At 59.8% G+C, this 24,246-nt stretch carries 19 protein-coding genes; 13 read left to right on the top strand and 6 right to left on the bottom strand.

Annotated features, from left to right (window positions below; genetic code table 11):
* Positions 1–6: 6 nt before the first annotated feature.
* The 10 genes from BGIM_RS0113085 to BGIM_RS0113035 all read left to right on the top strand — a co-directional run bounded on the left by BGIM_RS0113085 (position 7) and on the right by BGIM_RS0113035 (position 15,158).
* Complete coding sequence (locus BGIM_RS0113085) at positions 7–960, top strand: inorganic phosphate transporter (RefSeq protein WP_020470219.1); 954 nt, start codon at positions 7–9, stop codon at positions 958–960.
* A gap of 142 nt (positions 961–1,102) precedes the next feature.
* On the top strand, positions 1,103–2,047 hold the full coding sequence (locus tag BGIM_RS0113080) for an ATP-binding cassette domain-containing protein (RefSeq protein ID WP_020470218.1): 945 nt from the start codon (positions 1,103–1,105) through the stop codon (positions 2,045–2,047).
* Positions 2,048–2,085: 38 nt separating this feature from the next.
* Positions 2,086–3,636, top strand: a complete 1,551-nt coding sequence (locus tag BGIM_RS0113075; protein ID WP_020470217.1) for an ABC transporter permease — start codon at positions 2,086–2,088, stop codon at positions 3,634–3,636.
* 143 nt (positions 3,637–3,779) lie between these two features.
* Positions 3,780–5,996, top strand: coding sequence for a motility-associated ABC transporter substrate-binding family protein (locus BGIM_RS0113065; protein WP_029630007.1), 2,217 nt, complete (start codon positions 3,780–3,782; stop codon positions 5,994–5,996).
* Positions 5,997–6,186: 190 nt separating this feature from the next.
* Complete coding sequence (locus BGIM_RS0113060) at positions 6,187–8,625, top strand: DUF4340 domain-containing protein (RefSeq protein WP_029630006.1); 2,439 nt, start codon at positions 6,187–6,189, stop codon at positions 8,623–8,625.
* 297 nt (positions 8,626–8,922) lie between these two features.
* Positions 8,923–11,415, top strand: a complete 2,493-nt coding sequence (locus BGIM_RS0113055; protein ID WP_020470214.1) for a DNA gyrase subunit B — start codon at positions 8,923–8,925, stop codon at positions 11,413–11,415.
* Between the two features lie 160 nt (positions 11,416–11,575).
* Positions 11,576–11,941 (top strand): diacylglycerol kinase family protein, encoded by a 366-nt coding sequence (locus BGIM_RS0113050; protein ID WP_020470213.1) that lies wholly within the window; start codon positions 11,576–11,578, stop codon positions 11,939–11,941.
* A gap of 29 nt (positions 11,942–11,970) precedes the next feature.
* Positions 11,971–12,894 carry a WD40 repeat domain-containing protein gene (locus tag BGIM_RS0113045; protein ID WP_020470212.1) on the top strand — a complete coding sequence of 308 codons (924 nt, stop codon included), beginning with the start codon at positions 11,971–11,973 and terminating at the stop codon, positions 12,892–12,894.
* Between the two features lie 12 nt (positions 12,895–12,906).
* Positions 12,907–13,911: a proline racemase family protein gene (locus BGIM_RS0113040; RefSeq protein ID WP_020470211.1), complete on the top strand. Its 1,005-nt coding sequence runs from the start codon at positions 12,907–12,909 to the stop codon at positions 13,909–13,911.
* The gene (locus BGIM_RS0113035) at positions 13,908–15,158 is read left to right on the top strand and encodes an NAD(P)/FAD-dependent oxidoreductase (protein ID WP_020470210.1); all 1,251 of its coding nucleotides are present in this window, start codon (positions 13,908–13,910) and stop codon (positions 15,156–15,158) included. The genes BGIM_RS0113040 and BGIM_RS0113035 overlap by 4 nt, the downstream gene beginning before the upstream one ends.
* A gap of 5 nt (positions 15,159–15,163) precedes the next feature.
* Here the strand turns inward: BGIM_RS0113035 and BGIM_RS0113030 are convergent, their stop codons facing one another.
* The 6 genes from BGIM_RS0113030 to BGIM_RS0113005 form a co-directional block, all read right to left on the bottom strand.
* Positions 15,164–15,604: a type II toxin-antitoxin system VapC family toxin gene (locus tag BGIM_RS0113030; protein ID WP_020470209.1), complete on the bottom strand. Its 441-nt coding sequence runs from the start codon at positions 15,602–15,604 to the stop codon at positions 15,164–15,166.
* Positions 15,601–15,837 carry a hypothetical protein gene (locus tag BGIM_RS50170; protein WP_020470208.1) on the bottom strand — a complete coding sequence of 79 codons (237 nt, stop codon included), beginning with the start codon at positions 15,835–15,837 and terminating at the stop codon, positions 15,601–15,603. The genes BGIM_RS0113030 and BGIM_RS50170 overlap by 4 nt, the downstream gene beginning before the upstream one ends.
* Before the next feature lie 242 nt (positions 15,838–16,079).
* Complete coding sequence (locus BGIM_RS0113020) at positions 16,080–17,246, bottom strand: HEAT repeat domain-containing protein (RefSeq protein WP_020470207.1); 1,167 nt, start codon at positions 17,244–17,246, stop codon at positions 16,080–16,082.
* A gap of 79 nt (positions 17,247–17,325) precedes the next feature.
* The gene (locus tag BGIM_RS0113015) at positions 17,326–18,747 is read right to left on the bottom strand and encodes a hypothetical protein (RefSeq protein WP_020470206.1); all 1,422 of its coding nucleotides are present in this window, start codon (positions 18,745–18,747) and stop codon (positions 17,326–17,328) included.
* A gap of 124 nt (positions 18,748–18,871) precedes the next feature.
* Positions 18,872–19,636, bottom strand: coding sequence for a biotin--[acetyl-CoA-carboxylase] ligase (locus tag BGIM_RS50165; RefSeq protein WP_020470205.1), 765 nt, complete (start codon positions 19,634–19,636; stop codon positions 18,872–18,874).
* A 33-nt stretch (positions 19,637–19,669) separates the two neighbouring features.
* Positions 19,670–19,900, bottom strand: coding sequence for a type II toxin-antitoxin system Phd/YefM family antitoxin (locus BGIM_RS0113005; protein WP_020470204.1), 231 nt, complete (start codon positions 19,898–19,900; stop codon positions 19,670–19,672).
* A 56-nt stretch (positions 19,901–19,956) separates the two neighbouring features.
* Here BGIM_RS0113005 and BGIM_RS0113000 point away from each other — a divergent pair, with 56 nt between their 5' ends.
* The 3 genes from BGIM_RS0113000 to BGIM_RS0112990 all read left to right on the top strand — a co-directional run bounded on the left by BGIM_RS0113000 (position 19,957) and on the right by BGIM_RS0112990 (position 24,048).
* Complete coding sequence (locus tag BGIM_RS0113000) at positions 19,957–22,020, top strand: FAD-dependent oxidoreductase (protein ID WP_020470203.1); 2,064 nt, start codon at positions 19,957–19,959, stop codon at positions 22,018–22,020.
* 72 nt (positions 22,021–22,092) lie between these two features.
* Complete coding sequence (locus BGIM_RS0112995; RefSeq protein ID WP_020470202.1) at positions 22,093–22,371, top strand: FmdB family zinc ribbon protein; 279 nt, start codon at positions 22,093–22,095, stop codon at positions 22,369–22,371.
* 213 nt (positions 22,372–22,584) lie between these two features.
* Positions 22,585–24,048 carry a DUF1800 domain-containing protein gene (locus BGIM_RS0112990; protein ID WP_020470201.1) on the top strand — a complete coding sequence of 488 codons (1,464 nt, stop codon included), beginning with the start codon at positions 22,585–22,587 and terminating at the stop codon, positions 24,046–24,048.
* The last annotated feature ends 198 nt before the right edge of the window (positions 24,049–24,246 follow it).

Below are 24,246 nucleotides of genomic sequence, written 5' to 3'. Positions count from 1 at the left end.
CCCCGAATGCTGCTCGTCATCCTCTTTCTCGCCGTTGGCTTCGTGGCTTTCACCAACGGGGCCAACGCCAATTTCAAAGGCGTGGCCTCCCTGTACGGCAGCGGCACAACCACGCTCCGCACAGCGGCCTTGTGGGGGACGGCCACCACCTTCGCCGGCTCGATCACCGCCCTGTTTCTGGCGGGAGGAATGATCCTCGTCTTCCGGGGCCGGGGAATCGTCCCGGATGAACTGGTCGCCTCGCGGGAATTTGTCTGCGCGGTGGCCATCGGAGCGGCGTTGACGAGTTTTCTGGCCACCCGCTTCGGTTTCCCCGTCTCCACCACCCACGCCTTGGTCGGCGCCTTGCTGGGAGCCGGGTTGGCTGGCAGCGGCGAAGTGCGGTTCGCGGCGCTGGGGGCGAACTTCATTTACCCCTTGTTTTTCAGTCCGGTGGTCGCGGCCATCGCCGGGGGCGTGGTCTATCTGCTGCTCAAGTCACTTCGTCTGGCCCCGGACCACCGGACACCGACATTAGACACGCTACACTTCCTGAGCGCCGGGGCCGCCAGTTTCGCCCGCGGCCTCAACGACACGCCGAAGATGGCCGCGTTGATGCTGGCCGTGCCAAACCTGGAGGTTTACTGGGCGATTTTGATCGTCGCGGTGATTATCGCCCTCGGCGGCTTGCTGGATATTGACCGGGTTGCGGAGACGCTCGGCAAAAAAATCACCGGGATGAACCCCGGCCAGGGGTTTGCTGCCAGTTTGGTGACGGCCGGATTGGTGACCGCGGCGAGCTTGGGCGCCTTGCCGGTCAGCACTACTCATGTGAGCGTGGGATCACTGCTGGGAATGGGCGTCGTCACCCGGCAAGCGAAGTGGCGTAAGGCGGCCGAAATTCTGCTCGCGTGGGGAAGCACGGTCCCCTGCGGGGCCATCCTGGGGGCGCTGGCTTACTGGCTAATCGTTCAATTCTAAAGCTGGAGCCGGGGTTGCTTGTTACATTGGCGGGATCCAATCACGGATCACTTTGCCAACGGACACTTCCCCAATTGGCCCCGGATCATACGATACCGAAACTCCCAAGGAAGACAGTCCGGGCGACCGTGACGGAAGCACCATGAGCGACCACGCAATTCGGGTGGACGAACTCGTCAAGAAATACGGCCCCGTCGTGGCCGTTGACCGCATTAACTTCTCCGTGGCTCCCGGCGAGCTGGTCGGCTTTCTCGGGCCGAACGGGGCGGGCAAGTCAACGACCATGCGGATTCTCACCACGTTCATGCCCGCCACCAGCGGCATCGCCCAAGTTTGCGGGCACGACGTGATGGAAAACCCGATGGCCGTGCGGCAAAACATCGGCTATCTGCCGGAAAGCGTCCCTCTCTACCCGGAAATGCGGGTCGAGGAGTATTTGCTTTACCGGGCAAAGCTCAAGGGCGTGGACCGCACCAATCGCCGCAAGCGATTGGAAGAATCCCTCGAAAAATGCCGGGTGAAGGAAGTTCGCCGTCGGCTGCTCGGGACGCTCTCCAAGGGCTACCGACAGCGGATCGGGCTGGCTGATGCCATGCTGGCCGACCCGAAAGTGCTGATTCTCGACGAACCGACCTCCGGCCTCGACCCCATCCAAATCCGCGAAACGCTGGCCGCCATCAAGAGCTTCGCCGGTTCGCACACTGTTCTGCTTTCCACGCACATTTTGTCGGAAGTGGAAGCGATTTGCGATCGCGTCATCATCATCAATCGCGGCAGCATTTGGTGGGACGGCAGGCTCTCCTCGCTGGCCAGCGAAATCCCCACGCTGGTGATGGACCTGACCGGGCCGGAACCGGCCATCAGCGACTGGTTCAAGAAAGTCGCGGGAACACGGCCGGCCAACATCATCCCCGGCGAGGAGGGGATCGTTCGCTGCGAAGTGGAGCAATCCGCCGGGGACGACCTGCGGGAAACGCTGGCGAAGCAAGCCGTCGAACGCGGTTTTGGCCTGCGGCGGCTTGACATCCGCCGGAAGAACCTTGACACCCTGTATTCCGAAGTCGTGCTTCGTCGCTCGGCCTCTTGAATTTCCTCGGGCAACCACCGAACCGACCCAAGACACCCATGTCCTCCGCAACATACCAAACACCGCCGGAACTCGCCCCGTCCGAAATGACGGACGACCAAGCCTCGTGGCCGCGAACCGTCGGCCTCACCGGCTTCATGGCCGTGGCGCTTGGCGTCCTCATCCTCATTCTCAACGGGGTGGATTCCAAGCTGGCCATGCAGTTCGGCAACAACGTCGGCTTCGCCGCCATCGTGTTGGGCATGGTCTTCATGCTCTTCCACGCCGCCCGCGACACGGACCAGTTGATCCGGCGGCTCTACGGAACCGTCGGCGGCCTTGGCCTGCCGCTCGCCGGGATCATCCTCTCGGTGATGCCGGTAATTATCTCGGCCACAAAGGCCCTCTCGGAAGGGGAGACACGCAAGATCGTGTCGCTCTTCTTCCCGTTCGGCTGGACCTGTTTCTTCTCCGGCTTGTTCTTCCTGATTATCTTCTGCAAGAACGAAACGGAAGAAGGAAGCCGCAAAACGGGCCTCTACGCCCTCGCTGGTTTCGGGATCGCCTTCGCCCTGACCGGCTTTGTTCTCGGCAACATCATCAACGGCTTCATTCTCACCTACGGCTCGGTGCTAGTGTTGCTCGGCCTCGTCTACCTGAGCGCCTATGTGAGCCAGGTCGGCGGCGCCGATCTGGAGGGCTATAAACCAGCCATCGGCATCGGCCTGCTCGGCGGATTGGTGTTCCTCGTCGCCCTCGCCCGGACGCTGATTCCGCACGAAACCCCGTACTTCATCCCCGGCGGCCTGCTCCTGATGACCCTCGGCGCCGGCTACGCGGCCGTCTCCCTGTTCATGGTCTCCGACTGGCAACTGATCGTCCTGACCCGCCGGGAACTGGCCGCCTACTTCTATTCACCGATTGCGTATCTGGTGTTGATCATCAACGTGGTGGTCGCGGGCATCAACTACCACTATTTCACGGAACAACTGAATCGGCAGCCAATGTTGGAGCCGATCCTCGGGCCGTTCATGTTCAGCAGCATCTTTTGGGCGTTCGTGGTGGTGTTCATGGTCCCGGCGCTGACGATGCGAATGATCAGCGAAGAAAAACGCAGCGGCACCTACGAAGTTCTCATGTGCGCCCCGGTGTCCGAAATCACCGTGCTGCTCTCCAAATTATTGAGCGGCGTGATCTTCTACCTGATGACATGGGGGGTGTGGGGTATTTTCCTGTTGGCCCTGCGGGCCGAGAGCGGAATGGCCTTTGAATATCGGCCAATCCTCAGTTTCGTGCTGGCCCTGACCATCAGCGGATTTACCCTGATCTCGATGGGCCTCTTCTTTTCTTGCCTGACCAAAAACCAAATCATTGCCGCCGGGCTAACCTTCTTTGGCATGTTGTTTTATGTCGGTCTGCTGTTCGCCGCCAAAGAGGCGACGCCAGAATCTCCGGCGCAAGCAATCTTCAAGCACCTGACATTCTTCAGCTTGTGGTTTGAGTCAATCGAGGGACGGATCAATCTGCGGGACATGGTTCTGCAATTCTCAATTACGTTCTTCTGGTTCTTCCTGTCGCTGAAGGTGCTGCAAGCAAGGCGATGGGGATAAAAACCGCAAGCGTCAGGCGACCCGTCCGAACAATCGCCTGACGCCTGTGATGTTCCCCGGAAGTTTTCGCATCGGAACCAAACGAATTCGGACACAGGCGACCAACATCAAAGCTGACGATCATGAGCGTGGACGGATCACCAATGACCACTGAACAGACGCCAAGCGACCCGTTCCCCTTTCTGGTGACCAGCCGCAAGCCCACGGCTGTCTTCCTCGGTGTGCTGGCCGTGTTGTTTGCCATCACGGCCATCTGGTGGGGCATGCGGGCATCGAGCGCCCAACGGAGCAAGGCGGATGCCGATCCGGCGAAAAACGCCGCCAAAGCGAAGCAGTTGCCGGACGAGTTCAAATTGCCCGAAGAGAAGAAGGACGATCAAGCCGAAGGCGCCGGCAAAGCCCCCAGCAAAGACTACGGGCCGGCCGCCTTTTGGGCCGGATTCATGGCCCTGTTGTGCGGCGGCGGGGCATTTTGGCTGAGCAGGCCCGCCGTGGAAGGGGAGGATGTTGTCAGCTCCCGGACGGAGATGCTGGTCTTCGGGGCGGTCGCCGGATTGTTAACGGCCTTGCTCGGCTTTACCCTGGCCTTCAGATGGTCCGAGAGCCTCGCTCTATGGCTGAACAAAGAGGAGCAAGGCGAGGCCAAATGGGTGCTGATTTCCCAAGGAATTTTCTTCATCGGGCTGACGCTGATGTTCGTCAGCACGCAACTCGGCCGGGCCGAGCAGCGGAACAATGTTTTGCTGCGGCGATTGATGCATGGATTTAACGCGGCCTTTCAAGGCATCCTGATTGTCTATGTGCTGGTCGCCCTGAACATCGTCGTGTTCTTCAATGTGCCCGGCACGCTCATCACCAATGATTCGGCCTTCACCACACTGGCGGACGAATCAAAAAAACTGCTCCGGTCGTTGGATCAACCGGTCCATGCCTATCTCATCATGCCGGAGAAATTCGCCCCGACGGGCAAGGCGAAGAATAATAACGAGACCCTTTACACCCACCTGTACACCGACAGCCGGGGATTGCTCGGCCAGGCGGAGGACCAAAGCAAGTTCTTCAAGGCGACCTTCCTGTCTCCGCTGCTGGACAAGGACAAGATCACCGCGTTGTACGACCGGCTCGGGATGAAAGGCGGCGACGGGGACCGGTACGGCATCCTGCTTGTGGTCGGCGACGGGGACAAGCCCGTCACCGGCTTCTTGGAGGCCCGCGACCTTTTGGAAATTGTCCCCACCGACGACAACCGGCCGCAGGTTATTTACCAAGGCGAGAGCAAGCTGATGAGCGAACTCGCCTACCTCACGGACAACAAGGCCAAACTGGCCGTTTACTTCACCAGCGGACACGGGGAACTTTCCTTTGATCCGTCGGCCAGGCAGGACCGATCCATGTCCGGTGTCATTAATTTCTTGCGCGACCGCCGGTTGCGTCCGGAAATTTTGAAGCTCGACCCGGCGGCCCCAAAGATCCCGGACGACGCGGCCTTGGTGGTGATCGCCGGCCCGCAGATGACTATTCCGGCCGATGATCCATTGTTGACCGCCCTGGCCGAATACATGAATCCCAAGACTCCCGATGTGTCCCCCGGCAAACTTCTGGCCTTTTTGCCGCCGTTCCGGGGCGTCACCGGCAAAATCGCTCCCACCGGACTGGAGGGATTGCTGGCCGGTTTGGGTGTTGAGTCGGGGGAGGGCGTGATGGTCACCATCCCGCGGACTGTCGGGTCCGTTCAGGGGCGGGTGATCCCGCCGGACTACCTGCCGGGCCTTCCGGCTGATGTTGACCACCCGCTGATAAACACGTTTTCCAAGGCATTGATTTTGAACGATTGCCGGCCAATCCGGCCGGCCGCCCGGCCCAACCCGGCCATGCGGGTGACGGCCTTGGTCGAAACACAAGAAGGACGAGCCGTCTGGATCGAGGAGAAAGAGGCCGGGGACGCGGTTCTGTCTTGGGAGGCCATTCGCAGAAACCCGGCCGGCCCGGAGGCGGCCGCCCGGAAGCTCACGAACGTCCCGCAACCGTTGATTCTCAGCGTCGGAGCCGTCTCCCCCCCGACTTCACCGGGAGAACAGCCCAAGGAAAAACCCCGGGCCGTGATCTTCACCACCGACAGCTTGTTGCTTGATCGCCCCGCTTTTCCACTGATGCCGCCGGCCATCCACCAGCAAATCGTCAGTGATAGTGTGGACTGGCTGCGGGAACGCGAGCAGAGCATCGGCATCAGGCCTCGCCTCGTGCCATGGTACAGGCTGCCGAAACCAATCGAAGTGTCCAGCAAACTGACGCTGTTGGCCATGGTCACGCTGGGTTTGACGGCAATGGGCGTCATGGTGTGGTATTCGCGACGGCGGTAGTGAACTCTCTGTGAAGCCGCGACGCGGAGTCTTCGGAGCGGAGCGCGGACTCTCTGCGTAAAATCGCCGGATGTTTGGGCAGTCGCTTGGCACGGAAAGTCCGCGATCCGCTCCGAAGACTCCGCGTCGCGGCTTCACGGTTGGTCATTGGTCTTTGGTCTTTGGTCATTTCATCAGCAGGGTTGCTTCCATGAATTTCCGCTCGACTTACATCCTGTTGGGAACAGTGTTTCTCGCCTTGGTCGTCCTCGGCATCTATGTGCTTCGGACGGGGGATGACGCTCCCAGTCCGTTGACGGAGGGGTATTTGCTCCGGCCGTTCAAGGCGGCCAATGTCACGGCCGAGAAAGTCTCGGCCGTGGAGATTGAGTATCCCGGCCAGACGCCGGAACTCATCACGTTTGTGCGGGAAGAGAAGGGGGGCGGTTGGAAAATGACCCACCCCACCCCCGGACGGGCCGATGCCGCCACGCTGGAGGGAATCGTCAATGCCCTGCTGAACGCCAAGACGGACAAGACGGCCGACATCTCCCCGAACCTCGCCGCCCAGGGATTGGAAAATCCGGGCGTGAAGATCACCCTGAAATCGGGCACGCTTTCCGAGACGGTGTCCTTCGGGGACGTGCTGATCGGCGGGGACCGGGCTGTCGTTTATGTGATGACCACCGACCGGCCGGGCAAGGCGCAAGCCGCCAAGCGGAACGATTTCCAAGCCCTCTTCAAAGGGGAGATTTCCAAGGGGGGACCGGCCTCTCAATTTGTGAAGAGCCTGTCCGATTTCCGGCCGTTGCGGTTGCTCGGCGACGGCATCATGGATGCCGGCAATCAAGTCCGCTCGTTCCGCATCATCGACGGCAAGGATGAGATGGCCATCTTCCGCACCACCGACAACGTGTGGAAGTTCCGGCTCCCCGCCGATTTCGGCGACGCCGAGGCCGACAGCGACGCCCCGGTCGCCAAGGATAACAAAGTGCAAGTCACCAATGTCCGGCAACTGCTCAACGAAATCATGAACATCCGGCCGGGCGACGCCAAGCAAGTGCTTGAAAAGCCGGGCGACCTCGCCAAATACGGCCTCGACCCGGCCAAGTCGAAGCCCATGCAGATCGACTTTTCACGAGACGACGGCATTCAGGAAACCCTCTTCGTCGGCGATGTGGTGAAGGTTGAAAACACCGACCGCTACTACGCCCGGCATCAGGGAGACAACATGGTGGCCGAGGTGAACGCCACCGCCGTGCGGACCGTCCGGGAGGCCATGAAAGCCAAATACCTGCTCCGGGACCGCACCGTGGGCAAGTTCTTGGCGCCGCGAGTGGACGCCATCGACGTGGAAACCAACGGCGAGAAGTTTGAGCTCCGGCAAATCGCCGGACAATGGAAAGTCTTCGATTCGGAAGGCCTGTCCCGTCCGGCGAAGCGTTTCCTGATCGAAGAATTAATGAGCGCGCTGGCGAAGAAATCGCTGGCGACCGGTTTCCCCAACGCGGACATCCCGGAGGATCGCCGAGGCTTCGTGAAGCCCGTGGTCGAGATCAAAGTCTGGGAAAGCGGCATCGTTAAAGACGACAAGCAAGACCCCAACGCCAAGCCAAAAGTGACTGCCCCGCCGACAATACGGTTTCAGTTCGGCAACAAGGACGTGGGAGATGTGGTGTTCCTGCGCCGGCTGGTCGGGGAGGCGAAGGCCGATTTTTATGTGCCGCTCACCGCGCTGACGGTCGTTGAACGCCCCCGGCTGGATTACATCGACACCTCGTTCAAATCTTTTGACATTGAACCCGTGTTGAAGTTTTCCTTCACCTCCGGGAAAGATTTGGTCGAACTCGAACGCCCGGCCGACGGCAAACCGGCCCGCGAAGCCGCCTGGAAGATCACCGGGCCGGACAGTCTCAAGGGGCGGCCCGTGGATGCCGGCAAGGTGGCCGATCTCATCATGTCCGTGGCGCTGACCCGGCCTTTGAAGATCGCCGCCGACCGGCCGAAGGATGATGTGTTGAACCGCCTGCAACTCGATCCCAAGTCCCCTCGGGCCAAGGCGACCGTCAGCCACAAAGACCTCGGCAACATCGTGTACGATTTCGGAGCCGACGCCGGGACGGACAAGCGAAACGTGTACCTCAAAACCGGCGTGGAAAACATCATCTACGAGGTTGATCGTGGCGTTTACGACAAACTGCAAAAGGGCGACATTCAGGACACGGTGATCCACCGGATCGATCAGGCAAAGGTCAAATCGTTGAAGATCAAAGGCTGGCAGGCGACCGTTGGCGAACTGAAGACGCTGGAGTTCGAGCGCAAAGAGGGCAAATGGACCCTGAAATCCGGCGGCATGTTCGAGATCGATCCGAAGAAGGTTGACCAGTTCATCGGCGATCTGGCGACGCCGCAATCCGAAAAGGCCGTGGTGTTGAAGACCGGAGCCAAGCCGGAACACAACTTCGACCCCGCCAAGAACGCCCTTGATGTGGAAATGGACGTGGAGGGCACCGGCAAGGTGACCATCCAAATCAGCCCTCCGGATGCCATGCTGAAAGTGTTCGTCACCTCAAGCCTGGCCCCCGGCGATGTCTATCTGATGGCCGACAAATTCGGCTGGATGCGCGACAAGCCGACGGCGTTTAAGTGACAACAAATCCGGTGAGCCGGGTGGCGTGATCGTCCGGAGTCTGGATAAGCCAGACTCCGGACGATCACGCCACCCGGCTCGCCTTTTTTCCAGTCAAAACTCCCTTTCGCAATCCCCCCTTCGCGCATGGACTTACCCCCCCGAAACGGTAAAATGAAGAGACGGACGACCATGGCGCGCCGGGATGAAAAAATCCGTGTGCAAACCATTATTCGTGAATGACTTGCGTTCTCCCATCTTCACGTCTCGTCAGCCGGGATTTGTCATTCGTCTTTCCTGCGAAAGGGTCGGCAGCCAATGAGCACGGACTTAGTTTCGGCGGACGTTGCGGTCGCGGTCGGGGACAGTGATTACACGGCGAAAAACACCCAAGTTTTGCGAAACCGGGATCACATTCGCAAACGGCCCGACAACTACATCCCCGACACCGGCACGCGCGGACTGCATCACCTCGTCTACGAATTGGTGTACAACGCCGTCGACGAACACCTCGCGGGCCATTGCAAAACGATCCAAGTCTCGATCCATGTGGACGGATCGCTCTCCGTGAGCGACGACGGCCGCGGCATCCCCGTGGACATGCACCCGACGGAACACAAATCCAATCTCGAAGTGGTCATGACCATCGTCGGGGCCGGGGGGAAGTTCGACAACGCCGCGTACAAATCGTCGGCCGGGTTGCACGGCATGGGCTCGAAGGCCGTCACCGCCCTGAGCGAATTGACGCGGGCCGAAGTCCGCCGCAACGGCCGGGTATACATGATGGAGTTCGACCGCGGCGTCATCAGCGGCGCGTTGAAGGAGATCGGCCCGGCCGACCGCACCGGCACCAAGATCACCTTCTGGCCCGACGTGGAAATCTTCAACGACGCGACCTTCGAGTTCGACACCTTGGAGAACCGCCTGCGGGAACTGGCGTTTCTTAATCGCGGGCTGTCCATCACCATCAAGGATGAGCGAACCGACAAAGAAACCCACTTCATCTACGAGGGGGGTGTCTCGGAATACGTCGCCTGGTTGAACCGCAACGAGCAGGTCCTGCACCCGCCGATCTACATTCTGAAAACGGTTGACTGGACAGACGGCGACGGCAACAACGACCCGATCAAAGTGGAAGTGGCTCTACAGTATTCCACCGGCGACGAAGAGCGGGTGCGCTGTTACGCCAACAACCAGTACAACCCGAACGGCGGCACCCACCAAACCGGTTTTCGCCGAGCGCTGACCCGCGTGGTGAACGCCTACGCCGAAAAGGAAAAGCTCTACAAGGACGACACCAAGCCCGAAGGGAAAGACTTTAGCGAGGGCCTGACGGCCGTCGTGAACGTTACCCTCAGCAAGCCGCACTTCGAGGCCCAGACCAAGATCCGGCTGAACAACCCGGAAGTGGACGGGGCCGTCAACAATGCCGTCAGCGAAGTGCTTGCCAAATATCTGGAAGAGAACCCGAAAGAGTCGAAGCTCATCATCCAAAAGGTTTCTCTCTCCGCCGAAATGCGCGAGGCCCAGGCCAAACTCCGCAAGTCAATGATCGACCGCAAGAAGATCATCGGCGGCGGCGGCCTGCCCGGCAAGTTGATGGACTGCACGACCCGCGACCGGGAAATCAGCGAGTTGTTCCTCGTCGAAGGGGACTCCGCTGGCGGGTCGGCCGAGAGCGGGCGGGACCGCCATTATCAGGCCGTGTTGCCGCTGCGGGGGAAGGTGCTGAACGTCGAAAAGGCCCGACTCGAAAAGTTGCTGCAAAACAAGGAAATCGCCAGCCTCATCGGCGCCATTGGCGTGGACATCGGCAACCCGGAGGACATCTCGAAGCTCCGCTACGGCAAGATCGTGATCCTGACCGACGCCGACGTCGACGGCCAGCACATCCGCACGCTGCTGCTGACCTTCTTCTTCCGGCAAATGCGCAAACTGATTGAAGACGGCCATTTGTACGTCGCCCGGCCGCCGCTCTTCAAGGTCACGCAGAAAAAGAACGTCCGCTTCGTGCAGACCAACGAAGAGATGTTCACCGAACTCAACAAACGCGGCCTCAACGGCTCCCGGCTCGAAACGCTAGTCGGCAACTTCGAGGGAGATTCGCTGGCCACATTGTTGGAAACGATGGACCGGCTCGAAAGCTCGCTGGCCATTCTCGAACGCCGGGGCGTGAGCCTGACGCACTTCGTCAGCTTCGCCAACGCCGCCGGGGATCTGCCGACTTGGCACGTCCGACTGGAAAGCAAGGAATCGTGGTTCTTCACCTCGGAGGAAGTAAACGCCTTCCGCATGACGGAATCGACCCGGCTGGGCCGCGACCTGATGGTGGAGGACACCGAAGAAGAAGTGGCCGGGGCGTTGTCCCAATTCGTGGCCGACGAATATCACGAAGTCCGGGCGATCAACCGGGCACTGGCAAAACTCCGCGACCTCGGCTTCACCGTCGCCGATTTGATCCCCGCTCCGCGCATCGCAGGCCGCGAGCCGCCGATCCGCTACACGATGGTCCACGACGACACCCGGCACACCCTCATCAGCCTGCGGGATGTCGTCTCCGAGATCCGGCACTTCGGCGAAAAGGGCCTGACGATCACCCGCTTCAAGGGGTTGGGCGAAATGGACCCCGACGAACTCTGGGCGACAACACTCGACCCGAAAGTCCGCCAACTCCTGAAGGTGACCCTGGTGGACGCCCTGACCGCCAACGACCTCTTCCGCACCCTGATGGGCGAGGAAGTGGAAGACCGCCGCAACTTCATCTTCGACAAGGGCATCAATGTGAAGGACGCGATCGACTACGGGGCTTAAATGTGACTGTGAAGCCGCGACGCGGAGTCTTCGGAGCGGAGCGCGAACTTCCCGCATTCAATCGACAACACCAATGGCAAACGCTTGATGGGTGGCAGTCCGCGCTCCGCTCCGAAGACTCCGCGTCGCGGCTTCACGATGTTTCTCCAATGGCCACCCCATGAACCGCCGCACCTCCCGACTTCGCAGTTTTCGCTTCGCCTTCGCCGGTCTGGCGACCCTTCTGAAAACACAGCCCAATGCCCGGATTCATGCGATCATCACGCTGGCCGTCGTCATCGCCGGGATTGTGTTCAAATTGACTTCGCCTGAGTGGTGTTGGATCGTGCTGGCGACCGCCGCCGTCTGGGTTGCCGAGGCGTTGAATACCAGTCTGGAGTTTCTGGCCGATGCCGTGTGTCCGGAGTTTCACCCGTTGGTGAAGCATTCCAAAGATGTCGCCGCCGGGGCCGTGCTGCTCGCGGCGGCCGGGGCTGTTGTCATCGGATTACTGATCTTTGGCCCGCATCTGCTGGCGATATACTGACTGTCTTCAAATCTTTGGAAATATTGGCGATGAAAGTTCTGAACGCTCCAGGCGGAGTGACTCAGTTGCGGTTTTTGCCGGACGGACAACGGCTGATCGTGGAGGCCAACGCATGGTTCCATGTGCTGACAATTGAAACCGGCGAATCGATTCCCTTGAGTTCGTCGAAGAAAGTCTTGCCTGCGGATTGGAATTTCCGCCAGTCCCACGAGGTGGCCGTTCCGAGCGCGGGCGATTGGTTTTACGTAATCGGGGACGGATATCTGCGTTCCTTTTTGCTCAAAGATTGTTCTCCGCGTCCTGTGCCGGAAATCCACAACAACTTTCGACATGTGGCCGTTTCAGCATCGGCAGATCGGGTGTTGGCAGTCGTGCCCGGCACTTATTCCGGTAATATTCCTTGGAAGCCCATGAGGCTTTGCGCGATCGACACAAGCCCGACAGGAGATCAGGCACGGTTCGATATGCCTCTTCCCCCGGAGTATCAACGACTCGTTGGAATCCTTCCCGACGGGAAGCGGTTTGTCACGTTGGAGGACATGAAAATCCGTATTCGGGATCTTTCAGACGGCCGTGAACTGGCCTCCGGAAAGCACAAGATTCACGGAGGCGACTGGGCGCAATTGTCGCCAGACGGCCGGCATGTCGGCACGCTTGGCCGTCACAGCATGTATGTGACCGATCTGGAACCGCTCGCCAAACCCCGGCTTATCTCCGGGTCATCCAACAACAACAATTTCATCTCCTTCGCGTTCCACCCCGCCAACGGCACAATGGCCGTCATCCACGGCGGGCCAACACTGGTCAAGATTTACGATGTGGCGACGCTGAAACAAACGCTCGTATACAAATGGAAACTCGGCCCGCTCGGCGCGGTGACCTTCAGCCCCGACGGCCTGTTGGGGGCGGCCGGCAGCGCCGACGGTCAGATCGTCATTTGGGACGTGGATTGACGGCGGCATAAGATGAACGAATCAACCTCCGTTGCCGGTTCCATGCCTTATTCCAATCAGCTCCGAGTTCCGAATTCCGAAACTCGCGTCTCCGTCATCGACTCCCACACCGGCGGGGAGCCAACCCGTGTCGTCATCGGCGGCGCCCCCGATCTTGGCTTGGGTTCCCTCGTCGAACGCCGCACGATTTTCCGGGAGAAATTCGACGCCTTTCGCTCGGCCGTCGTCAACGAGCCGCGTGGCTCGGATGTGCTGGTCGGGGCGTTGCTTTGCGAACCCGTTGATCCATCGTGTTGCGCGGGGGTGATTTTTTTCAACAATGTCGGCTATCTCGGCATGTGCGGGCATGGAACCATCGGGCTGGGTGTGACGCTTGGCCGGATGGGGCGCATCTCGGCCGGGCGGCACCGGCTGGAAACACCCGTGGGCGTCATCGAATTTGAATACGACGGGACCAACGGCGTCTCGCTGGAGAATGTCCCTTCGTATCGGCTTCGTCAGGCGGTCACCGTCGAGGTTCCCGGGTTTGGCGCCGTCACCGGGGATGTCGCGTGGGGGGGCAACTGGTTTTTCCTCATCAAGAAACATCCGTTCCTTCTCAATTTGCGAAACACGGAACAACTCACCGATTTCGCCTGGAAAGTCCGGCTGGAACTCAACACCCACGGCATCACCGGTGCCGACGGCGCCGAGATCGACCATGTCGAACTCTTCGGCCCCCCCGGCGACCCGGCGAACCACTCGCGGAACTTCGTGCTGTGCCCCGGCAAGGCATTTGATCGCTCCCCCTGCGGCACCGGCACCAGCGCAAAACTCGCCTGCCTCCATGCGGACGGGCTGTTAAAACCGGGAGAAGAGTGGCGGCAGGAAAGCATTCTCGGCAGCGTGTTCACCGGTTCCGTCCGTGTCGTCAATGGCCAAGTGATTCCCCGCATCTCCGGCACCGCTTTCATCACCGCCGAGGCGACATTGATCCTTGATTCGGCAGACCCTTTTCGGACGGGCATTCATTCATGAGCGAACGGCCGCATGCGGTGATTATCGGAGGAGGCGTCATCGGCACGGCCTGCGCCCATTATCTGGCGAAGGCCGGCCGCCGCGTCACCATATTAGAAAAGGGCCAGTTTGGTCGGCAATGCTCGCACGGCAATTGCGGACTGGTGTGCCCGAGCCATGTGCTGCCGATGGCGACGCCGGGAGCGTTCGGTTTCGCCGTGAAAGCCATGATGACGAAAAATTCTCCCTTTTACATCAAGCCGCGAATCAATCTCACGCTCTGGCGCTGGCTGCTCGGCTTTGCGAAACGATGCAACAAGCGGGACATGATGGCTTCCGGCGTCGGCATTGACGCCATCCTGCAATCCTCGCGGAAACTCTACGCGGAGTTGGTGGACATCGAGGGCATCGAGTGCGAGTGGGAAACTCGGGGGTTATTGTTCGTCTTCCACTCCAAACACGGAATGGAGCATTACGGCGAAACGAACCAACTGCTCACAAACGAATTCGCCGCCCCGGCGAAGCCATTCTTCGGCGACGCCCTGAGTGAACTGGAACCGGCATTGAAACCCGGCCTCGGCGGCGGCTGGCTATACGAGGGGGATGCCCACCTCCGCCCCGACCGGCTGATGACCTCCTGGCGAAGGCGACTGGAGGAGGGCGGGGCGGTTGTGCGGGAAAACTGCGAGGTGAAGGGCTTCGTCCGCGAAAACGGCCGAGCCAAGGCGGTGACCACCGATCAGGGCGAAATCGCCGGAGACGAGTTCGTGCTGGCGGCCGGGGCGTTGACGCCGTTTCTGAACGATCATCTCGGCTGTCGCATTCCAATCCAACCGGGAAAGGGCTATTCGGTGACGATGCCGCGCCCGTCGAGATGTCCCGCCATCCCGATGATCTTCGAGGAACACCGGGTGGCCGTCACCCCGATGCAAACCGGCTACCGGCTCGGCTCAATGATGGAATTTGTGGGCTACGACGAAACGATCAACCCCAAACGACTGGAATGGCTGGCCCAATCAGCCGGCCACTACCTGCACGAACCGGCGTGCGACCCGGTGCAAGAAACCTGGTACGGCTGGCGCCCGATGACGACCGACAGCCGCCCGATCATCGACCGAAGCCCGGCCCTCCCAAACGTGGCCATCGCCGCCGGCCACAACATGCTCGGCCTCTCGATGGCCCCGGCCACCGGCAAATTGGTGAGTGAATTGCTGACCGGGGAAACACCCCATTTGAACATGACGCCATACCAGGCGGGAAGGTTTTGAGGGGATCAGGAAACTTTCGGCGGGTCCATCCAATTCTCGAAGCGAAGCCCCGGCGCTTGTTCAAAATCCCGGCGATTGGCCGTCAGCAACAGCGCATCTTGCGCGAGGGCAATGGAGGCGATTTTAAGATCCATCGTCGAAACTCGCGACTTGGCGGATCGCAATCGCTGAAAATGACCTGCGGCTGTCTCATCAAATGAAACAATCTCAAACGACTGCAGAAACCTCATTGCATCGCCAAATTTTTGATAAGAATCGACCTGTCGAAAAATGTCCCGCTCTTTGGCGATAGAGGCAAGCCACCCTCGCAGTTGTTCCTCCGCAGAGATGATGGTTGTCGCAAATTGCAAAGCGGGGTCCGCCGCCATTTTTTCAATGATCCTTAATCGACGCTCATTCGAGTGAAATTGAAGCACCGTCAGATGGTCGGTGTCGAAGAGGATCATTTCCCGGCTTCCACCGCTTTGGCGTCTTCCAAGGCCCATTCCCGGCGGGCCGTTTCTCGTTCGGCCTCGCGAGTTGCCAGAATCTCTGCAGTTACTTGCCTGGCTAATTCGCTATCGCCAAAAATTCCGATGACACTTCGCCAGTCTGGTTTCACAGGCCGATCATTGCCAGCCAGCTTGCGTTCGATTTCTTCGATCCGTTTGGCCAGCGATTCCAGTGTTGGCTCAGCCATGAATTACTCCTTGGCACATCAAGCAACTTTCATCTTCCACAAGCAACGTCCGACGGCTCGCCGAGAACTGTGTTGATCGTATCGGATGCGTTCATGTTGAAATTCTACCCGCCAAACGCGGGCAAGGGAAGAAAAGACGTGCCAGGAAACGCCGGCGGCCGGAGGCAATCACCCGCCAATCGCCGGGGCGTTGGAAGGGTGATTGTCTCCGGCCGCCGAGGCGTGCCGTGTTGACGAATCGATCAACCGGCGTTGGCGGATTCGCTGACTTCCACGTCGATCGGCAGGCCGACGGGTTCGAGACGGAGGCGGAGTTTGTTCAGCGTTTTGGCGGCTTGGTCGCGGACCTTGGCTTCGGGATCGCGTTCGCTGAGGTTTTCGAGCATGTCGAGGCCCTTCATCGCCGGCTTTTTCATCTGGCCGAGGTTGAAGGCGGCCATCAGGCGAACCACGCTGTCGCGGTCTTCCAAGGCGCGGATCAGGGAGTCGCCCACTTCCTCCGACTCCTTGCCCAGCACCACCATCGGCCGGATCAGGTTGTAGTCGCGGGTGAAGCCGGTGCGTTCGAAGGCGTCCACCAAGTCCGGCAGGGCTTCCTTTGCGGCCTCGCCCATCCCGGCGAGCGTCTCGGCCACCTTGCGGCGGAAGGCCGGTTCCGGGGCGTACTTGAGGGCCAGTTTCAGAATCGGCAGGGACTCGGCGCCCACGCGGCCCCCCTCGGCAGCGTCTTCCAGAATCTTTTCGACGGCCTTGGTCACCTGACTTTGCTTGTCCTGACCCTTGGCCTTCTTGTCCGGACTCTTTTCCGTCAGCCGTTTGAGCGTCGCCTGAATGTCGATCTTGGACGACGCGGAGAACGTGCGGTTGTCCGGCCCGAGCGTCGGCCAGAGTTCCGGGAGAATCTGCGGGCCATAAGCGGGAATCGCTTCCTTGGCGACCGCGTCGGCCACCGGGGCGAGATCCTTCTTTTCTTCCAGGTGTTTCAGGTAAATTTGCAACAAGCGCAGATCGGTCACGGTGCCGAGACGGGTGGCCGTCTCGATGGCCTCCACCTGCACTTCGGGCTTCACCTTCTTGGCGAACGGCCGGGTTTCCGGCACAAGCAGATACAAGCTCTCGGCGGCCATCGGCGTGGACCAGTGGCCCCCCTCGGGAATCTCCTCGACATTCCCGCGAACACCGGCCTCGGCATTGTTCAAGCGGTCTTGGAACAAGCCGCTCATGAGTTCCAGAATCGGGGCGGGAGCCTCGTCGTCGTCCGCGTCCTTCAGGCGGGCGCCGATTTCCGACAGATGCGACGGGGCGTCGTCGGCCCGGCCGCGGACATTTTTCATCGCCCCCCGGTCAACACCCGTGTGGGCCGCGTTGATGAGGGAGCTGGTGAGAAGGCTGATATCTTTGCTGGCCATGATGAGTCGGTGTTCGCTGGGAGATATTCGGGTGAAAGACCCCGCCGAAATTCGCGGGGCCACGCGGTCAAGTCGCGGCCTACAAACCCAGCCGCAGGTGAACCTTCGGAGTAATCAGGGCGAGGGGTTGGGCGGCGATGGTGTTCATCGTCATCCGCACAAACAACCGCACCAGTACGGCGGGCTGGTCCTTGCCGAGCATCGCCGTCCCCCGAGCGAGGTTGGCGACATTGGAATAATCCTTCCGCATGTCCCCGGCTTCGATGCGGGAACCGTCCACGTCTTCCAAAACGGTGAACTTCTCGCCGATCTTGCCGATCAGGGCCGGATGCAGCAACACCACGGCTTCGCGCGGGGCAAGCGGCGTTTTCAGTTGTTGTTTGAACTCCTCCAACACTTCGGAGAAGAGCGGCTTTGCCAGTCCATAAGCGGTGGCGAGGGCGTCAGAAACGTTCCCGCCAATCACCTCGGCCGTTTTGTCCCATTCGAGGCGGCTGTTGATGAAACCGGCGTGAAGGATGGCTTCCCGAACGGTCACCGGAGCTTCGTAACTCGGCTGTTGCGGAATCTGGTTCACCCCCTTGAAGGGGCGGTGCGAAACCGACTGGTAAATTTTGCCGGTGTTCAGATCAATCAGGCTGCTGATTTCGGCCCGTTGTTGCCGGGCGTCGTCGTCCGTGCGCTCATAGGCCAATTCCAACAAGGAAAGCCCGTTCACCGTCACCGGGTTGGCCGGGGAACGGCCGAGCAATTCGGCCCCGAGATATTCGGTGACATTCGCCGGTTCCCCTTCAATGGGGGTATTGTGCAAGAAAGACTTCACGCGGTCGCTGATCGCCCATAGTTGGCCGAGCAGTTCGCCGCCGAGCAAATTCTTGTCGTCTTCGGAAATCTTCTGCTTTTCCAGAAGCATCAATCGGCGAACCGCATACGACGCGGCGGGCACCCCGGCGTCGGCAAGGGCCTTGCCGACCCGTTCCATCTTTTCATGGTGGGGTTCGGAATACCAGTCCCCGGCGGCAACGAGTTCAAACAACAACCGGTCCAGTTGTTCGACGGCATCATTGGCGGCGGCCGTCTTCTTGTCCGTCTTCGCCAGGCTGGAGCGCTTCGGGGCGGCCGGGCCGAACTTCTTGCGTTCGTCGGCGGCCACCTTCTTTTCACGCTTCAGAATTAATTCGTCCGAAGGTTCCCGAGTGCCGAAGCTCTCGGGCTTCCGGGCATAGGAGAGGAGCAAAGCCAGCGAATATTTGTCCGGCGAGGCGCGTTCCGGGCTGGTGGAACGCAGGGCGGGTTGGTTGACATCCACGAAATCGGCCGAGACAGAGTAGGGGAGCTTGGCCGATCCCTTGGCGTCGGCAAGCAGCCACGAACCGTCCGCGGACACGCCCGGATTCAGCAGGCGGTCAGACTCGGCGATTTCGACCGCTTTTTGCCAGATCAAATCGTTCGGGGAAAGCCCCTTAATCATGTCTTCGGTGATGGTTACGTTCAACGGCATCGTCACGTCTCAATTCGTTCAGCCCCGCGGGCGAGCACGGGATGGTGTTTCTCTCGCAAGCGGGCATTATAGAAACACGGACATGAATGAGACAGACCCTTCCTCATCCAGAACTTGCCATCATTCAGCCATGCGAACGAACATGCCGGACTTCCACGGATTTGAAACTCCGGTCTTCCAGTTCCACCGTCTCGAAGCCCATGTCCCGCAAACGGCCCCCGTGTTCTGTGCCGTCCATCAATTCCACGGTCACAGGTTTGCCAAGCAGGCCCATTCGCCATTTCCAGCAAGCTTCGAGGGGGGCAATCTCCCCGGCCAGCAACCGGCCATACTCGCTGTCGAGGTTGTCGAGCAATGCCTCGGTGATCGCGGAAACGGTCAACCGTCGTCCGACCATCATGGCCAGCGAGCAAGCGTCCGGCAACTCTTGGGCGGCGAAGTCTTCGGCCGTCTGGTTCACATTCAGGCCAATTCCCACAATAAAATGTTGCGGAGAATCGGCCCCGTGCCGGTGAACGCCGGACTCGATCAGGATGCCGCAGATTTTCTTGCCCTTGAATAGCACATCATTAGGCCACTTGATGCTCGTTTGCTGCCCGGTGATTTGAAGCACCATCTCCCCTACGACGACAGCCGCAAAGGCGGTGAGAATGGCCGGATGCCGTAACTCCGGCGGGGGAAAGAGCAACACGGACATCAACACGTTGGTGTCCGGCTGGCTTTGCCAAACCCGCCCATACTGTCCCCGCCCGCGCGTCTGCACCCCGGCCGTGACAACCGCCCCGGCATTGGCCGGATTTTTGGCCAGTTCGGCCGCCCGGTTGTTAGTGCTGTCGGTTTCGGGAAGATGAAGGTGCTGCTTGCCGATGTGCTGGCGGGTTGTGGACATGCTCACCAAAGTCGTTCAGGACAGGGAAGATTTTCAGTTGAGGTGTTCGGCGAAATCTTTTAGATACTCGTCATCATCCGAGACAACCACCATCATCCCCGCACAATTGCCCGGCCGGCGGGGCTGGCGGGTCGGCTTCGGCCCGCCCAACACGCGGGCCAGCGGCTTTTCGTCGCGAGTGATGACGATTTCTTCGCCGGGTTTCAAGTCATCCAACACAGTCGGCATCAGGGCTTGGAATTCTTGAACGCTGAGGGTGGTCATGAATGTTCTCCCGTGTCACTATTCTATCCCCAATCTCTCCTCCTTCGAGAACCAACATGACAGCCCGCTTTCTTCCACTCGTCGCTTTCTTGGTTTTTGCCGGAAACAGTCAGGCCATCGAGACGGATGTGTGTGTCTATGGCGGCACGGCGGCCGGGGTGACAGCTTCCATTCAGGCGGCCAAGATGGGGAAAACCGTCGTCCTCATCGAACCGACGACGCATATCGGCGGCCTGACCTCCGGTGGCTTGGGCTACACCGACTCCGGGGACAAGCGGGGCGTCGGCGGGCTTTCTCGCGAGTTTTATCAGCGGGTGAAAACCCACTATGACCAACCCGCTTCGTGGACTCAGGAGAAACCGGAGAATTATAAACTCTACCGGACGAAGGAAGACACCATGTGGACGTTCGAGCCGAAGGTGGCTGAACGCATCCTGCGGGAGATGTTGAAGGAACACAAGATCACTGTCGTCACCGGGCAACGGTTAGATCGCGGGCCAAAGGGCGTCGCCCTCGACGGCAAACGGATCACCTCGTTTCGCACCACCTCCGGGGAAACCTATTCGGCCAAGATGTTCATTGATGCCACCTACGAGGGGGATTTGATGGCCGCCGCCGGGGTGTCGTACACCGTTGGCCGGGAGCCAAATAGCAAATACGGCGAAACGCTCAACGGGGTGCAACGGGCGCAAAACATTCACATGCACCGCTTTGTCGTGAAGGTTGACCCGTATGTCACGCCCGGCGATCCGAAAAGCGGCCTGCTCTTCGGCATCGACAAGGAACTTCCCAAAGATGGCGACGGCGATCATCGGCTTCAGGCGTTTTGCTTCCGCATGTGCATGTCCAACGCCCCGGCCAACCGGATACCGTTCCCGAAGCCGGCCGATTACGACGAGAAGATGTATGAACTGTTGTTTCGCAACTTCGCCGCCGGGGATCTGCGGTTCCCCATGAAGCCGGACATGATGCCGAACGGCAAAACGGACACTAACAACAACTGCGCGTTCAGCACGGATTTCATCGGCCAAAATCACGCCTACCCGGATGCGACGGATGCCGAGCGTGAAAAGATCATCGCCGCCCACCGGACATATCAACAAGGATTGATGTGGACGCTCGCCAATCATCCTCGCGTGCCGGAGAAGATTCGCACGGAGATGGCCAAGTGGGGCTTGCCGAAAGACGAATTCACCGACAACGGCAATTGGCCGCATCAGATTTATGTGCGGGAAGCCCGGCGGTTGGTGAGTGATTATGTCGCCACGGAGGCCGATTGCCGCCGCAAAGTAAAGACGCCGCAACCCGTCGGCCTCGGCTCTTACAACATGGATTCGCACAACTGCGCCCGCTATGTGACGTCCGAGGGATTTGTGCAAAACGAAGGGGACGTTCAGGTCTCCCCCGGCGGGGCGTATCAGATTTCGTATCTATCGCTGGTTCCCAAAAAAGGGGAATGCCCGAACCTGGTGGTGCCGGTGTGTCTGGCGAGTTCGCACATTGCCTACGGCTCGATCCGCATGGAGCCGGTGTTCATGCTCCTCGGCCAAAGTGCCGCGACAGCCGCCGTCATCGCGATGGAGGACGGCGTGCCCGTGCAGGAAGTGAGTTACGACAAGCTGAAAACCATCCTGTTGAAAGACGGCCAGGTGTTGGACATCCCATCGCAACCCGCCGCCAAGGGAGCCATCGACCCGAAGACCCTGCCGGGAATCGTGGTGGACGATGAGCAAGCCGAGAGGGAAGGTTTCGGCACCATCAGCTCGGCCAACCCGCCGTTCGTAGGCACCGGCTACCGTCACGACGGCAACACGGATCGCGGCAAACAATCGATCACTTATACGCCGAAACTCCCGGCCGACGGGCAATACGAAGTGCGGATGAGCTATTCCCAAAACGCCAACCGGGCGACCAATGTGCCGGTGACGATCATGGACGTGGCCGGTGCGACGACGAAGACAGTCAACGAGCAAAAAGCCCCGCCGATCAACGGAACGTGGATTTCGCTGGGAACCGTGACATTCGAGAAGGGCAAACCAATCGGGGTGAAAATCACCAACAAGGACGCGGACGGATACGTTGTTGTGGATGCGGTGATGTGGATTCCGGTGAAAAAGTAACCGTCTGTTGGTCCTCGTCCGGCGGGGTATGATGAAGGATATCCCGATTCCGAATTTCAAAGGGTGAATCCCATGCCGATGTATGTCTATCAAGTGATTGAAACCGACGGGAGCGACGGAGAGGTCTTCGAGATCATGCAGCGCATGAGCGAAGACCCGCTGACCGTTCACCCGGAGAACGGCAAGCCGGTGAAGCGCATCCTGTCGGCCCCGAACACGATGCGGAAATTCGGCCCGGCCAACATGAGCGACTCCAACCTCAGCCGCCTCGGCTTCACCAAGTACCAAAAAGCTGGCGACGGCCACTACGAGAAGAAAGCCGGCAGCGGCCCGGATGTGATTAGCGGGTGAGAGTCTCGAAGAAGGGATGAAGGATGAGGGATGAAAGGAAAACCAATCAGGAGTCGTAAGGTCTCAATGGTGTGTATGTTCAGGGGTTTTCCTTTCATCCCTCATCCCTCATCCCTCATCCCTTGCCTTTCGATGTCTCCAACTTTCTCGTTTGTCTTAGACCCGTCGTTCGTCTGAACATCAGCACCGCCTCAACTCTCAAGGGCGTTCGTCATGGCGAAGACGACTCTTCCACCGCTTGACACCCTGGACCCGGCCACGGAATGGGCTTCGTGGGAACCGACTCCCGCCAGTCCTTGGGATGCCCGGTGGGCCGCCCATTTGTATCGCCGGTTTGGTTTTGGCCACACGCGGGAAGAGTTGAAAGCCGCTGTTGACACCGGGCTGGCGGCCACCGTGGACCGGATGTTCGCCGACCCGAAAGAGCCTGCTCCGCGGCCGGAGATCATCAGCGGGGCGCCGCCGATCAACCCGGCCACCAACATGCCGGATGCGAGCTACCAAGCCGCCGCCTTGCGGGCCGCGTGGGTTCAGCGGATGCTAGGCGGCGTCCAACCCGCCCGCGAAAAATTGGCCCTCTTCTGGCACAATCACTTTGCCACCAGTGTCCGCAAGGTGGCCGACGGCGCCCTGATGGAACGGCAGGGCGAACTTCTTTTCAGGCACGCCCTTGGTTCCTTCCCGGCGATGCTGCGGGAGATCAGCCAGGATCCGGCGATGCTCGTCTGGCTGGATTCCAACCAGAATGTCAAAGGGAAGCCGAACGAAAATTACGCCCGCGAAGTGATGGAGCTTTTCACCCTCGGCGTGGGAAACTACACCGAGGAAGACGTGCGGGCGGCCGCTCGCGCCTTCACCGGCTGGCACACATCGCAGGGCAAATTTGTTCTGGATGCCGCCCAGCATGACACCGGCGAGAAAAGCATCTTCGGCCAGAAGGGCAATTGGGACGGCGGGGACATTCTCCGGTTCCTGCTCGAACGCCCGGTCTGCGCTCAGTTTCTCGTTCGCAAGATGTACCGCGAATTCGTGAGCGAGAACCAAGCCCCGCCGGACGCCTTCTTGAAACCGTTGGCCGACGCCTTCCGCAAGAGCGATTACGACATCCGCGTCCCGGCCATGATGATCGCCCGGTCGAGGCATTTTTACTCGGCCCACGCCTATCGGCAGAAGATCAAATCCCCGATCGAGTACGTATTGGGAACGAGTCGCCTCATCGGCGTCGGTGTCACCGGGAAGGTGATTATCAGCCCCTACTCGCTGCTCGGCGCCTTGGAACTGATGGGGCAAAGCCTCTACGCCCCGCCGAACGTGAAGGGATGGGAAGGCGGGGCGGCCTGGCTCAGCACGGCCACGGTGCTGGCCCGGCACAACTTCTCCAACGCCCTCGTCAACGGCGGTGGCGACCTGAACGAATACGCGAAGAAATACAACCCCCGAGGCTTCTACCCGGTGGCCAACCCGCTCGCCCTCGCCCTGCGCTCCGGCCAGGCCGGGCCGGAGGCCATCGTGAAGTTCTTCGCCAACGTGCTTCTGCCGGACGATTGCCGGGACGAGGTGAAACAAAAACTCGTCACCCACATCGGCAAAACCGACCCATCCACCGAGGGGTATTTGCAAAAGTGCCGCGACGCGGTGTTTGTGATGCTGACGTTGCCGGAATATCAGTTGAATTAACTGTGGAAAGACTGAAGGCAAAAAACAGAAAACAAAAGACAGAAGACTAACCACAAAGACGCAAAGATCACACAAAGCTTCACAAAGAAGAAAGCAAAGGGATGAAAAAAGGAAAAGCAAAGAGATGAAAAAAGAACATTGAGGAAAGCAGTTTGGAAGTTTGCTTTTGATTTTACTTGGTTTGCTTGTGTTTTTTCC

Source organism: Zavarzinella formosa DSM 19928, assembly GCF_000255705.1.
Taxonomy (GTDB): Bacteria; Planctomycetota; Planctomycetia; order Gemmatales; family Gemmataceae; genus Zavarzinella; species Zavarzinella formosa.
Note: the sequence above shows the minus strand (reverse complement) of the source record. Positions and strands in the feature narration are given on the sequence as shown.